Source organism: uncultured Boseongicola sp., assembly GCF_937988555.1.
GTDB lineage: Bacteria > Pseudomonadota > Alphaproteobacteria > Rhodobacterales > Rhodobacteraceae > Boseongicola.
On the sequence record NZ_CALJXO010000362.1, the window covers coordinates 1 to 13,256 of the forward strand.

The window sequence follows — 13,256 nt, forward strand, 5'->3', positions numbered from 1 at the left end:
CGGGCATTTTTCTGATGGCGCGCATGTGGCCGGTCCTGTCTGGGACTCCAGAATGGTTTATGATCGTAACCACTGCCGGGCTGGTGACCATGGTGCTCGGTGCAGTGATTGCTCTTTTCAAGCATGACTTGAAGGCGTTGCTGGCGTTTTCAACCGTAAGCCATCTGGGCCTGATCACGATGCTTCTGGGGACCGGCACCGCCTTTGGTGCGATGGCGGCCGTGTTTCATATCCTCAACCACGCGACGTTCAAGGCGGCACTGTTCATGTCGGCCGGGATCATCGACCATGGGGCGCATACTCGCGATATTCGCCGTTTGGGCGGTCTGCGCAGCCTGATGCCCGTGACCTTTGTGATTGTGACGCTGGCAGCTCTGTCGATGGCGGGAATTCCTCTGCTCAACGGCTTTTTGTCCAAGGAAATGATGCTGGAGGAAGCGAACCACACGGCGCTGTTCGACGCGCCTTGGCTCGTGCCCGCTTTGGCGACGTTCGGCTCGCTTTTTTCAGCAGCCTATTGTTTCCGCCTGATCGGGCATGTGTTCTTTGGCCCAGTACGCGATGACTATCCTGCCAAGCCGCATGATCCCGGAGCGGGCCTGTGGTTGGCGCCTGCGATCCTCATCGTGCCTGTCGTGGTCATCGGTGTTGCGCCGTTTCTTGCTGAACCCTTTGTAAAGCTTGTCACCGCTTCGGTGCTGGGCGGCGCGGCAGAGGTGCCGACAGCGCATTTCAAGATATGGCACGGGCTGGTGCCTGCGCTGTTCATGTCCATCATCGCTGTGGTCGGCGGTTTGCTGATGCTCGCCATTTTCAAACCGGCGCTGCGCCTGTGGGAGACAACACCACGACCCGAAGCCAAGGTGATTTACGATGCCATCGTCGAGACGGCGGCGCGACTGGCTCAAAAACTGATCCTGCCACTGCACAACGGTGCGTTCACCCGCTATGCAGCCATCGGCACAATTACGATAGTTGTCGCGGGCTTTTACGCCTGGACCACAGGCACGGTTGGTGCGCCAACGCGCGCGATGCAGACTGCCGGACCGGTGCTTATTGCGGGCTGGTTAATGTTGGTGGCCGCGACCGCGGGGATGGTGTTTATGCATCGCAACCGCTTCTTGTCGCTTATCCTCATGGGGATTGTCGGCCTGATGGTTTCGATCGGTTTTGTCTTCTTGAGTGCGCCAGATCTGGCGATGACGCAGTTCACCGTTGAGGTGGTAACGATCATCTTGATGCTCCTCGCCCTCAACTTCCTTCCGAACCGTACCCCGGTGGAAAGTTCAGTGCTGCGTCGGATGCGGGACGCAGGCCTGGCCATTGCGGGGGGTCTGGCGACTTTTGCGCTGGCTTATCACTATCTTCTGCGCGATGCGGTTGGTGTCCCAATCTCGGAATTTCATCTGGCCAATTCCTACAAGGGTGGCGGTGGCACCAACGTGGTCAACGTCATTCTTGTCGATTTCCGGGGATTTGACACATTTGGCGAAATCATCGTGCTCGGCATCGCCGCCCTGCTGATCTACGCGCTGACAGAGACACTGCTAAGCGGGCCGGTGCGCGCGCGTCTGCTAAGACGCAAGCCGGACCAGGCACGGGCAGGAGACATGCACCCTATGATGATGGTTGTGCTGACGCGGGTTATGATGCCTGTCGTCTTGATGGTCGGGTTCTACATTTTTCTGCGTGGCCACAACGAGCCAGGCGGTGGATTTATCGCGGGCCTCATCGTATCGATTGCTGTGGTCATTCAATACATGGCCAGCGGGTTTGTGTGGACGTCGGCGCGGTTGAGATACCCCTACCACGGTGTCATTGGGGCCGGCGTTCTCATTGCCGGACTAACGGGCATCGGTTCGTGGTTCGTGGACAAACCTTTCCTGACCTCATATTTTACCTATGTCCGTGTCCCACCCTTTTATAAGTTTGAATTGGCCACAGCGGCGCTCTTTGATCTGGGCGTTTTCCTCTCCGTCGTCGGCGCCGTGATGTTGACGCTTGAAAGCTTCTCTCGTCTGGCGCGGCGTGCACATGCGCCCGACAGCGAGTATCCCATGGATATTGACCCATCCCGGGATGATCCGCCGCCTGTCACGGCCTCAAGCGAGGGCGTGTGATATGGAATTTCTGCTTTCATCTGCAATCGGCGTCATGACCGCTGCTGGGATTTACCTTGTGCTGCGGTTGCGGACCTTCCCAGTGATCTTGGGAATTTCTCTCCTGACATATGCCGTCAATGTCTTCCTCTTTACCTCTGGTCAGGTGACCGTTGGCGCACCTCCGATCCTGCGCGATGGCATAACCGTCTATACTGACCCGCTGCCGCAGGCTCTGGTGTTGACGGCTATCGTCATCTCCTTTGGCATGACGGCTGTTGTGGTGATGATCGGCCTTGGCGCTTTTCTTGGGTCGGATGATGACCATGTGGATGATCAGCCCGACATTCCGGAAGATCAGACGGAGGGCAAGTCATGACACATTGGCTTATTGCGCCCATTATTCTGCCGGCAATGCTTGCACCCTTTATCGTGCTTGCCGCGCGCCGTCACATCGGGATCCAGCGTGCATTTTCTGTCGCGGGTGTTGTGACGCTGATTGTCATTGCGGCGGGGCTTGCCTGGGGATCCTCTGACGGGACGATCATGCTGTACCAGTTAGGAGATTGGGCAGCCCCCTTTGGCATTGTGTTGGTGGGCGACAGGCTGTCAACAATGATGGTCCTGCTGACGGCGGTGCTGGCACTTTTTGTGCTGCTATACGCGATAGGGTCTGGCTGGGACGACCGAGGACGGCATTTCCACGCGCTGTTCCAGTTTCAGTTGATGGGGATCATGGGGGCGTTTTTAACAGGCGACCTGTTTAACCTCTTTGTTTTCTTCGAGGTGCTGTTGATCGCCTCCTATGGTTTGATGATCCACGCGGGCGGCAATGCGCGGCTGCGCGCCGGCGTGCAATACGTGCTCTTCAATCTCATCGGCTCGACGCTCTTTCTCTTTGCGCTCGGGTCAATCTACGCAGAGACCGGCACGCTCAATATGGCTGATCTGGCAAATCGGGTCGCATTGATCAGCCCTGATGAGACCGTTGGCATTCGCGTGGCCGCCGTCCTGTTGCTACTGGTCTTCGCGATAAAGGCCGCGGTTGTGCCGCTGCATTTCTGGCTGCCGTCAAGCTATGCCGAGGCGCCTGCACCCGTCGCAGCTCTTTTTGCCATCATGACAAAGGTTGGCGCTTACGCGATCATCCGGGTCTACACGATGATCTTTCCGCCTGATCTCGAAGTTACCGCTGGTCTGCACGACGTGTGGTTGCTGCCCGCCGCGCTGGTATCGGTGGCAATCGGAATGGTGGGCGTCCTGGCGGCGAAGCGGCTGGATCGGCTGGTGGCATTTTCGGTTATTGGCTCGATGGGCATGGTGATGATTTCGATCTCGCTCTTCAGTCCGGACGGCATCGCAGCGGCGCTCTACTACATCGTGCACTCGACTTTGGCAGGTGCTGCGCTGTTCCTCATTTCCGATCTGGTGCGCACCGGGCGGGCCGATCTGAACCTGACGCCGCAACCGCCCGTCGCGGGCGCTGCGCTGACAGCCGGTTTGTTTTTCGCAGGTGCGATTGCGATGGCCGGCCTGCCGCCATTGTCTGGCTTTCTGGGGAAACTCCTGGTGCTGGACGCCGCATTCGAGACGGACCACATGATCTGGATCTGGGTGATCGTCTTAAGCTCAAGCCTGATCAGCATTCTGGGTTTCGCGCGTGCTGGCAGCGTCGTGTTCTGGAAGGCAGCCAGTCTTGGCTCGCCGGAAGAGGCCCCTGTGATGCAGCGTCCCGCGACGATGTCATATATCGCAGTTGGCGGACTAATCTCGTTATTGGTGGCAAATACGGTTTTTGCAGGTCAGGTCCATAGCTATACCACCACTATGGCAGCCCAGCTTTTCGCCCCAGAACCATACATCTCTACAGTGGTAGAAACGCCGGGTAAGCTCAGTAAACCAGTGGAGGGTCATTGAAATGGCGCGCGCTTTTAATTGGCTCCTGCCGCACCCATTTCTGACCCTTATTCTGGCGATCGTATGGATGCTTTTGCAGAACGAGGTCTCTGCCGGCATGGCTGTTTTCGGCATCATCCTGGGGATAATCATTCCATGGGGTACGTCGATCTGGTGGCCAGACACCCCCAAGGGATTCCGTCTGAGCAAGATGATCACGTACAGCTTTATGGTAATGTGGGATATTCTGGTGGCCAATATACAGGTTGCCTGGATTGTCCTGACCGTTCCAAATGCAAAGCTAAAACCAGCCTGGATCGTCATACCGCTCGAACTGCGAGAACCCGAGGCCATCACTGTGCTCGCCGGGACGATTACGCTAACCCCCGGCACGGTCTCGGCGGATCTGTCGGATCAGGGACATAGCTTGCTGGTTCATGTGCTGCACACCGACGACCCAGATGCCGTGCGCGATGAGATCACAAGCCGTTACCAGCGTCGCTTATTGGAGATTTTCACATGATGTTTGCAACGGAGTTGATGAGAATTGCGCTCGCTATCACCTTTGTGACACTGGCGCTTGCCCAGATCATGTCGATGGTACGGCTGGTTCTGGGCCCGACCACGGGAGACAGGATCCTCGCCCTGGATACAATGGTGATCAATTCGCTGGGTCTGGTTATCGTGCTGGGCATTCACCAAGGCGTGCAGATCTATTTCGAGGTTGCGCTGCTGATTGCCATGTTGGGGTTTGTCTCCACCGTTGCACTCGCGCGGTTCATTCTGAGAGGGGACATCATCGAATGACCTTACAGATTATTGTAACTTATGCTGCGGCCCTCTCTTTGCTGATCGGGTCAGGTTTTGTCATTGTTGGCGTGATTGGGCTTTTAAAATTCAAAGACCCGATGACACGCCTACACGCTCCAACAAAGGTTGGGACAGTCGGGATCGGCATGCTGCTGGTCGCCTCGATTGCCAATTCGTTTATTCTGGGCGAACCTTCGACGCATGAATTATTGATCATGGCGTTTCTTTTTGTAACGGCGCCGATCTCGGCAAACTTCATTGCGAAGGTCAATATCCATCGCCGGGCCTGTGAGACACCGCCTTCGCCGCTGCGCGACGACACATGGTCAACACTAAATGTGCCTGAGGCAGACCGCGATATATAAATAGGAAGACCGGCGTTAGTAAGGTTTGACCCAATTGGGCGCGCGGCTGAAGTATTCGAGCGTCAAGTGATACGTCTCATGATTAAAGGCGTGGTCTCGGCGCGCCTATACTCCTTGCAGAGACGGGTTCGTCTTCGACGGGCGAGCCCCCAATGCTTCTACGTATCAGAGCATCTTGGCCCAGAACGACGATTTTCGGTGATGCCGGCTTTGAAGTGCCTGAAGATAACCTGCATGAGTGGGAAACCCGCGGTACTCTAAGATGTCTGCGTCGACTGATGTACAGTCCGCGAGGTGGTCGGCGGCTTGGCCGTATCGTGAAGACTGACCTTGCTCGAGCGCAAAGTCGATCATTGCACGCCAAAGCAGGGCAGCGGCAAGCGGATGCCTTGATCGGAGGGCCTCGGCTGTTGGTGTCAAAAGAAAATAGTGATCGCCGTTGATTTCATCTGCGCGGGTTTCGATCAACTGGGCGGCTGTCAGCAAGTCGGGCCAGTTGAGGCAGAAGTCCAGCGCAGTTGAAAAGTGTGGGAATGCGAGGACGTGTTTCTTGGCCAGATCCTCCGCCTCGACGTCCTCAAAATCCGGTAAAAGCTTCAGATAGTCGGACAGGTACGTGCGGTTCAAGGTTGCCGCAAAGCGAGCCCAACGATGCGCCTGTGCCTCTTCAATCCGCCCCAGACCAGCCAAGCTGAGGATATAAGCGTCGTTCCACGCCTCTTGTCCCAAAGAGGTCTCGTCCTGATCCGCATTGTGCAGGGCGTCCAGTGCAGCTTCGGCGCGGTTATCTGCGAGCAAAAGCATGGCGACTTTGGCCGCGATGTCGGTCCGTTTAAGATCCTTGTCGGAATACTGGGCGATATAGGCACCTGTATCGCCAGCTGCTGTCGCGATCTCTTGCAGGCACCATTTGACGAAACGTGCCTTTCGCCCCGCTGCGTGACTGTTGCCACCGCGCAGTTGGCGCAAAAATTGGATTGCTTCGTGATCGTCCGCGCCGGTCTCGGCAGGTGCCATTGCATAGGTCTGCACATTGGCCTTCAATCGCTCAAGCCCAGATCCCCCAAGTGTCGGTGCCATGAGTGCGATGATGCCGTCCCATTCGCCGTATCCGTTGTCCTGTACGACGGCCCAAACCCGGCCGGCCAGCGCGTCGGGGTCCAGAAGAGCGCGTGGCCCGATCCCTTCGAACTGCCCGATTGCCGCGCGAAAGACGTCGCCGACATCGCCCTTACTGTCGTCCACACGCGCATAGATGAAGGGGGCGATCTCGATGAACTGCCACAGAAGATCAAAAGCCATGGTCGGATCATCCGGAGCGATCTTTTCGACAATCATCGTCACTTGCGTATTGAGATCTTTGATCAGCGCTTTCCTTTTGCGCCATCCGACAAAGCTCGTAGATTTTCGCAAAGACAAAAGCCGCTTGCGTACGTCTTGCGCCAGCTCTGATGCGCCGAGGCTATGGCTGAGCTCCAAACGCAATCTACGCTTAATCTCAGCACTGCCGGTGCTGACCTCCATAAGCAGTGCGGCCAGTTGCTCTGCACCCAGCGCTTCAAGATTGGTTTTGTTCAGGGTCTTTTTAGACATACTCAGTTTTGTCATCTGGAACGGCGAATGGGAAGCAGGCGATAGCAATCTGCAGGTCGGCTTGGCGCGCAGCCGGTTTGAGCAATCAGCAGAGCAAGTTACTTAACCCTGACAAAAGCCTATTTGTAATGGGCGCGCCTATCTCCAAAATCTCGCACTCGTTTTCGCCAAGTTCTGTAGCTGCCAGTCTTAAGCGTATCGCGCATCAAGGATTTGACGTGCTTTTCGGCAATCCCGTATTCACGCTCAATATCTGCAAAGCCGACATGATCCGATAGTGCCATTTGCACGATCTCACTGACATGTTCTTGCGGAAGGTTTCGCGTTTTGCCCATACTGTCTGAAATAGCAGTCCGTGCCCTCAAGGCAAGAACACTAAGCGCGATACAGGCGCACACCTGCAACGGCGACGTCTGCCTGAAATTCCCGACCGATGGCAAGAATGCCGATCCGCCGCAGTTGTGTGGGGTCAAAGACGGCATCCGTTCTGTGTGGAATGACGGTGTTAAACGGGACCTGAAGCACCTGCCAGTCTTGTGGAGCTGTGAACTCGGCGCGGAAGGATTGCCAGGGCCGCGTCAGGTGGTCTGTCCGCAGGCGGATATCATAACGCTCGCCATTGCCACAGACATCCAGCTCAATGCCGTCCCAATTCCCCGCATTAAATTCAGCGTTGTCACGACGAACGTCGAAGGCGATTTGGATAAAACCACCATTGTTTTGAAGCGACACAGTCCCGCGTAAAATAACCGCCATGCGCCCCCGAAACATCTCCCGCGACATGCCACCTTTGGACACGCCGCCCATGACCCCGTCAGCCACGTATTCCCATCTTGGGTTAAGCTGCATCTCCGGTGTACCTCCGCATCTATCATAGTGTCAGCCTGCCCGAATGTCAGCAGATAGGCAGCCTGAGCGCAGTGATGAATTTGGCAAAGCCCACCGCGTGCGGCCAAAGTGAGGCCTATGCTAAACAGCGCTCCTTCAAGAAGCATAAGCAGGTATTCGCTGCGTCGGTAAATTTCAAAAAACGTAAATCCATCGCTTCGACAAAGTCGCAAAGTCCGTCGCTCAGACAGTAATTAGTGTTGCTAGAAGCTCACATCAAAGGATCACACTCGATTTTTGAGCATCGCTTTGTGTTTATGCAATGAAATTCGGCGGATTTTCGAGATCACACTGCGATTACCAAGGGCGTCTTGGGTCAGACACGAAGGTTCAACCCAATATCTGGACTATTCGGTATTCAGCGCGCAGTCAGCAGCGGGGCAACCAAGGGTGCGTGTGTCCAAAATATTCTTTGTGTCGACGTTCTTCGTGGTTGAGATTGATCAGCATGAAGGTCTCTGCATTGGGCTGAAAGCGGCCCTGACAGCAGGCTGATTTCACTATTAAAAGGGCCCCATATCTACCGGACAGATTACCAATAACGGCGCCGGACCATTGCCCAGACGAGATAACTTTGCCTGGATACCCGGCGTAGGGAGAAAAGTTCAAGTACTTGTGAAAATTAGGAGAATTAGTGTAGTTTGCTTGTTGATCGCTAGACCCAGCCCGGCCTGGCCGAAGGTGAACCATGTCATCCCGACTGGTCTTGCTGTAAGTCGTCCCTGGCCAACCACGGAGAGCCGCGTTGCACAGTTTTTCCCTACTTGACCTGTCGCCGATCCCTGAAGGCGGGACCGCAGCCGATGCGTTGAGAAATACGCTCGACCTTGCGCGGCATGCCGAGGCCAATGGGTATCACCGCTATTGGCTGGCAGAGCATCACAACATGCCGGGCATCGCGAGTGCTGCAACGTCGCTTGTCATCGGGCACGTCGCGGCGGGCACGAAATCCATCCGCGTCGGCGCGGGTGGGATCATGTTGCCCAACCATGCCCCTCTGGTAATTGCCGAGCAGTTCGGAACCCTTGCCACGCTCCACCCCGGACGCATCGATCTTGGACTTGGTCGGGCACCCGGCACTGATGGGGCGACCGCGCATGCTCTCCGACGGCATAGGGAGGCAAACGATAGTTTCCCGCAGGATGTCATGGAATTGCTGTCGTATTTCGACGAGGCGTCTGACGAAACGCGGATCCGTGCGATCCCCGGGCACGGCACCCACGTGCCGGTTTGGGTGCTGGGCTCCAGCCTTTATGGCGCGCAACTAGCCGCGCACCTTGGGCTGCCCTATGCGTTTGCCTCGCATTTTGCGCCTGCAATGCTTGAGAACGCGATCGCAACATATCGAACAACATTCCGTCCATCGCAGTGGCTTGCCAAGCCGTACTTCATGATGGCTGCCGGTGTATGTGCCGCTGAAACCGATGAAGAGGCATCTTATCTGCGCTCGTCGCAACTTCTGGCTTTCGCCCGCCTGCGTACGGGGCGGCCAGGTCAGCTACCACGTCCTGTGTCCGACCTCTCCACGGAAATTCCGGAACCGATCATGGCGCAAGTTGAACACGCGCTGTCATGCTCGGCAACCGGCAGCCCTGAAACGGTTCGACAACAGCTTGGTGCATTGGCCGCCAAGTACCAGCCTGATGAAATGTTGGTGACAGGAATGATCCACGATCACGCCGCGCGGCTGAAGTCCTTTGCGATATCGGCCGAAGCTCTAAGTGATATTGCGGGGGCAACAAGAGCGGCATAGGCATCATGCGCAGCCGTGCTCTCGTGAAGACTGCCCCCCGAAAGTCTTCTTGCAAAAATGCACCGCTGCTGTGCGCGCACTTGAATAAACGGCGCGCCGCACAAACCTCTGCAAACCTAAGTCACCGCACAAGACCAAACCTGAAAATGGCTTAGGAACGCCACTTCACTTGAGCGGAGGAGATAACTCATGACCAAACCAAGTTACCCAAAATATCCGACCCGCCACGGCTATATGTCCGAGAAGATCCAGTTAGATTACATCGCCTCGGCGATCGCGAAGGACGTGCTTCCAGCCGATGCACACAGGGTTGCGAAAATAGTTTCGCTCAACGCGTCAAGTGATGTGACCAAACCCGTTCAGTTTTGGCAGCTTTACTCATTGCTTGGGCAGGACCGTATCGTCAGTATCGTCAGCGACTTTTACCAACGCGTCTTTGCGGACGAGGACTGGTTTACGTCGGTATTTGCCCGGGTTGGTGGTATTGGCCACCACATAAATACACAAGCTGCGATGTGGATCGATGTGATGGGCGGCGGCCCCTATTACCACGGTGGCGAGTATCGGTTGAACTTTCATCACACGCACAATGCGATCCAGTTGATGAATGAAAAAGGGGCGGAACGTTGGACGAAACTTATGCTCGAGACGCTTGATCGTTCTGCACATCACATGACGGATGACCCGCGCATTCGTCCAAGCATCAATACGTTCCTGACCCATTTCATGGGCAAGTACTCTCAAGAGTTTGCTTTCGAAAATCGCAGCGTGTTCGGGCCAACCAATCCGGCGATCAAACGCAAGATCAACTTTCTGAACATGACCACACAGGCCATTGAAGCTCTGACGGAAGACGAACTTAGCAGGGCCCTGGAAGACCGAGGTGTCGACGTGTCAAAATACAAAGGCAAAGAAGGTCTGGTCAGCAAAGCGCTCATGATGTGATCTGAAGTCTAGTTGATCTGCGCCAATCATGGCGGCGGCGACTAGGCTCAGCGAACCAAAGCGCGCCAAAGAAGGGGCAGGGTCTGCGACCACTGTGATCCGATGGCTGCTTTGCGCCCAGCCACGACATTGGCGAAGACGGCAGGATGCAAAGCGCTCTACCCAAGCTCCAGGCTGGCCACGGCGCTGTAGGGTGGAAATTGCGTCATTGCGGGCGATCCTTTGACCATTTTCGCGGTCTCGAAGACCGGTTTAAATTGCATCTCAACTACAAGATCAGTGAGTGCTTTGCTTTTTTCCGGAATGTCGATGAAAGTGTTTTCGCTCCCCGACACAAATGGGCGCGAGCGAAGAAGTGCTGTCGCCTGATCGCGATCAAACGCTTGAAACGGCCCAACTTTCACGCCCTCGGCGCACTTGCGAAACGTGGCGTAGGCCACCCGGTCCGGATCGGTCCCTAGGATAATGGTTTTCCGGCTGGGCGTTGGCTTGAACCATTCAGATAAGTAGGCAGCCCTAGGATATCCGTTTGAGAACTCATCGAATTTGATCAATCGGTCAATACCTTCATCTGAAAGCGTCTGGCCACGTACATCTCCGCCCGGAATTATTCCGCAATAGCGAACCGTTTTTCCGACACTGACGAACCCGGATTTGGCATAATTTCCTTGCTGCTCCGGAACACCTTCAAGCGTCACGGAACGCCCGCCTGCGTGCAACATCGCTTCGTCCCAAAGCGCCTTTCCAAAGCCCAGCCCACGAAACTCCCGACGGCATATAAAAAGCCCAAGAAATGCGTTGTTGGCGTCGTGGTTGACGACCGAAATCGCCGCCACGATGTCGCCCTTCACTTCGGCCAGAAAAAAGCCCTTGGGGTCCGCCGCAATAAAAGCGGAAGCATCTTCGATCCCGGGGTTCCAACCCTCGTCCCGCGCCCATTCCAAAACCATCCGAAGATCGTTCAGGTTCATCGTTCGTATTCTCACAACGACAAGGCCTCTTTCAGGCTGCGCATCGGGATTGCGCGTTCGCGCAAATCAAGCGCTGAGTGCAAATCCACGAGATGGCTGTGCATCAGTTCTTCGGCCAGAGTCCCATCACGATTTGCAATTGCTTCGACCAAAGCGTGATGCGCGTGCTTTTCGCACAAGGCACTTTCGCGCCGCCAATACAGCGCGATGATCAACGATGAACGCGCAATAAGCGCTTCGATAAAACCGGCGATTGTCGATTGATCGGCAATCTGCGCGATCTCGATATGAAACTGTCCCGACAGGTGAAGCGCTGCGCCGTTGTCGGCATTGGCGAGGGCATCGTGTTCGTTCGCAATGTGCTTCTTCAGACGCTTGATGTCTGATTTGGTGGCGCGGGCCGCCGCGCTGTGCGCCGTGCGCGGCTCGATCAGTTCGCGCGCCTCAAAAACTTCACGTGCCTCGCGCAACGAGGGCTGCGCAACAAAGGCGCCGCGGTTTCTGTGGATTTCTACAAGGTGGTTTTGGGCAAGCGAGCGCAGCGCGGCGCGAATGATTGTGCGTGAAACACCGTACACCTCGCCAAGTTCGTCCTCGCCCAGCTTAGTCCCCGGTGCAATTCGGTGCTGGTGGATGGCCAATGTCAGGGCCGTTCCCACGTCATCCGCCTGCAAAGTGCGTTTCTTTGTCGTCGGTGCGATTGTGGCAGTGCTCATAACAGCCATTCATTGCAGAGGACGGACGGAGCCTCAAGCGGTGGAATTTTGTACAATACTTGATTCTAGATTGTATACAAAATTGTGCCCGAGTTTTCACCAAAGCTTGGAAATTTGCGCTTCAAATTCCATCATGTTCGGTTTTCGGCCCGCCGGAGGCGCGCGAATCCTTCCCTCTTTGACCTTGAGCCGTGCGTGATTGGTGAATGAAGATGAGAAACTCATGAGCGCGCTCAGCGATGATCTGGAACTTGTGAAAGTGACCAAGCGCTACGGCGCGACCGTTGCGGTGGATGCGGTCAACCATCACTTCAAGCCCAACTCATACACATGTCTGCTTGGTCCTTCGGGGTGCGGCAAGTCCTCTACGCTGAGGATGATGGCCGGTCACGAAAGCATCTCCGATGGTTCCATCCTGCTTGGTGGCAAGGACATCTCGCACTTGCCGCCGGCAAAGCGAGGCACGGCGATGATGTTTCAGAACTATGCTCTTTTTCCCCATCTAAGCGTGGCCGAGAACGTTGCCTTCAGCCTGAAGATGAAGGGGATTGATCCCGGCGAACGTGCGAAAAAAGCGGGTGAAATGCTGGAGCTTGTCGACCTCTCTGCGCTGGCTGATCGGCTGCCGGATCAGCTTTCCGGCGGACAACAACAAAGGGTCGCCTTGGCGCGGGCCCTGATCACCCGACCACAGGCGCTTCTTTTGGATGAACCGCTGTCCGCACTTGACCCATTTCTGCGAATTCGCATGCGGAGCGAGCTGAAAAAGTTACAACGCGAGCTGGGCATCAGCTTTTTGCACGTCACGCACGGACAGGACGAAGCCCTGGCTTTGGCAGATGAAATTGTCGTCATGAACAATGCCGTCATCGAGCAGGCCGGCCCAGCACGCGAGGTCTTTAACGCGCCAAAGACCGCCTTCGTTGCGCAGTTCATGGGCGGCCACAACGTCATCGCCCTGGCGGATGGAAAATACGCGCTGCGCTCGGATGCAGTTCGTCTCACGGACGTCGGAAGCGGCAAAATGGACGCCCACATCACGGCCGTCGAATATCAGGGCACGCATGTGTCCGTTCTCGCCCGGATAGCGGGGGATCAGGAAGTGACCGCTTTACTGCCCGATGACGTATTTTTCGCCAAACCTCGAAACCCAGGCGAGCCAATCGGTCTGCTCTGGGATCAAGAAAACCTTCACACACTCACGATGTAAATTACCGACA

Annotated in this window: 14 protein-coding genes; 9 read left to right on the forward strand and 5 right to left on the reverse strand. The window is 55.9% G+C overall.

Annotated elements, in window-relative coordinates; all coding sequences use genetic code 11:
- The 6 genes from mbhE to mnhG all read left to right on the forward strand — a co-directional run.
- The coding region (gene mbhE, locus Q1B15_RS21270) for a hydrogen gas-evolving membrane-bound hydrogenase subunit E (protein ID WP_299757769.1) at positions 1–2,120 on the forward strand (2,120 nt) is incomplete at its 5' end.
- 1 nt (position 2,121) lies between these two features.
- Positions 2,122–2,478, forward strand: a complete 357-nt coding sequence (locus Q1B15_RS21275; RefSeq protein ID WP_299757772.1) for a Na+/H+ antiporter subunit C — start codon at positions 2,122–2,124, stop codon at positions 2,476–2,478.
- Positions 2,475–4,016 (forward strand): monovalent cation/H+ antiporter subunit D, encoded by a 1,542-nt coding sequence (locus Q1B15_RS21280; RefSeq protein WP_299757774.1) that lies wholly within the window; start codon positions 2,475–2,477, stop codon positions 4,014–4,016. Before Q1B15_RS21275 ends, Q1B15_RS21280 begins: the two co-directional genes overlap by 4 nt.
- Before the next feature lies 1 nt (position 4,017).
- Positions 4,018–4,518 (forward strand): Na+/H+ antiporter subunit E, encoded by a 501-nt coding sequence (locus Q1B15_RS21285; protein WP_299757777.1) that lies wholly within the window; start codon positions 4,018–4,020, stop codon positions 4,516–4,518.
- Positions 4,515–4,802, forward strand: a complete 288-nt coding sequence (locus Q1B15_RS21290; RefSeq protein WP_299757779.1) for a K+/H+ antiporter subunit F — start codon at positions 4,515–4,517, stop codon at positions 4,800–4,802. The genes Q1B15_RS21285 and Q1B15_RS21290 overlap by 4 nt, the downstream gene beginning before the upstream one ends.
- Complete coding sequence (gene mnhG, locus Q1B15_RS21295) at positions 4,799–5,170, forward strand: monovalent cation/H(+) antiporter subunit G (protein ID WP_299757781.1); 372 nt, start codon at positions 4,799–4,801, stop codon at positions 5,168–5,170. The genes Q1B15_RS21290 and mnhG overlap by 4 nt, the downstream gene beginning before the upstream one ends.
- A gap of 165 nt (positions 5,171–5,335) precedes the next feature.
- Here the strand turns inward: mnhG and Q1B15_RS21300 are convergent, their stop codons facing one another.
- From Q1B15_RS21300 to Q1B15_RS21310, 3 genes are all read right to left on the reverse strand, one after another.
- Entirely contained in the window at positions 5,336–6,763 is a 1,428-nt protein-coding gene (locus Q1B15_RS21300) for a DUF6880 family protein (protein ID WP_299757783.1), read from the reverse strand.
- Positions 6,764–6,882: 119 nt separating this feature from the next.
- Positions 6,883–7,098: a DUF2805 domain-containing protein gene (locus Q1B15_RS21305; protein ID WP_299757785.1), complete on the reverse strand. Its 216-nt coding sequence runs from the start codon at positions 7,096–7,098 to the stop codon at positions 6,883–6,885.
- A 40-nt stretch (positions 7,099–7,138) separates the two neighbouring features.
- On the reverse strand, positions 7,139–7,612 hold the full coding sequence (locus Q1B15_RS21310; RefSeq protein ID WP_299757787.1) for a CIA30 family protein: 474 nt from the start codon (positions 7,610–7,612) through the stop codon (positions 7,139–7,141).
- 784 nt (positions 7,613–8,396) lie between these two features.
- Between Q1B15_RS21310 and Q1B15_RS21315 the strand changes: the two genes are divergently transcribed.
- Both Q1B15_RS21315 and Q1B15_RS21320 read left to right on the forward strand, forming a co-directional pair.
- Positions 8,397–9,404, forward strand: coding sequence for an LLM class flavin-dependent oxidoreductase (locus Q1B15_RS21315; protein ID WP_299757790.1), 1,008 nt, complete (start codon positions 8,397–8,399; stop codon positions 9,402–9,404).
- A 189-nt stretch (positions 9,405–9,593) separates the two neighbouring features.
- Positions 9,594–10,349: a hypothetical protein gene (locus tag Q1B15_RS21320; RefSeq protein ID WP_299757792.1), complete on the forward strand. Its 756-nt coding sequence runs from the start codon at positions 9,594–9,596 to the stop codon at positions 10,347–10,349.
- A 158-nt stretch (positions 10,350–10,507) separates the two neighbouring features.
- Here the strand turns inward: Q1B15_RS21320 and Q1B15_RS21325 are convergent, their stop codons facing one another.
- Together Q1B15_RS21325 and Q1B15_RS21330 are read right to left on the reverse strand one after the other, a co-directional pair.
- Positions 10,508–11,320, reverse strand: a complete 813-nt coding sequence (locus tag Q1B15_RS21325; RefSeq protein ID WP_299757794.1) for a GNAT family N-acetyltransferase — start codon at positions 11,318–11,320, stop codon at positions 10,508–10,510.
- Between the two features lie 11 nt (positions 11,321–11,331).
- Positions 11,332–12,036: a GntR family transcriptional regulator gene (locus tag Q1B15_RS21330; protein ID WP_299757796.1), complete on the reverse strand. Its 705-nt coding sequence runs from the start codon at positions 12,034–12,036 to the stop codon at positions 11,332–11,334.
- A gap of 223 nt (positions 12,037–12,259) precedes the next feature.
- Here Q1B15_RS21330 and Q1B15_RS21335 point away from each other — a divergent pair, with 223 nt between their 5' ends.
- Positions 12,260–13,246: an ABC transporter ATP-binding protein gene (locus tag Q1B15_RS21335; protein ID WP_299757798.1), complete on the forward strand. Its 987-nt coding sequence runs from the start codon at positions 12,260–12,262 to the stop codon at positions 13,244–13,246.
- Positions 13,247–13,256 lie beyond the last annotated feature (10 nt).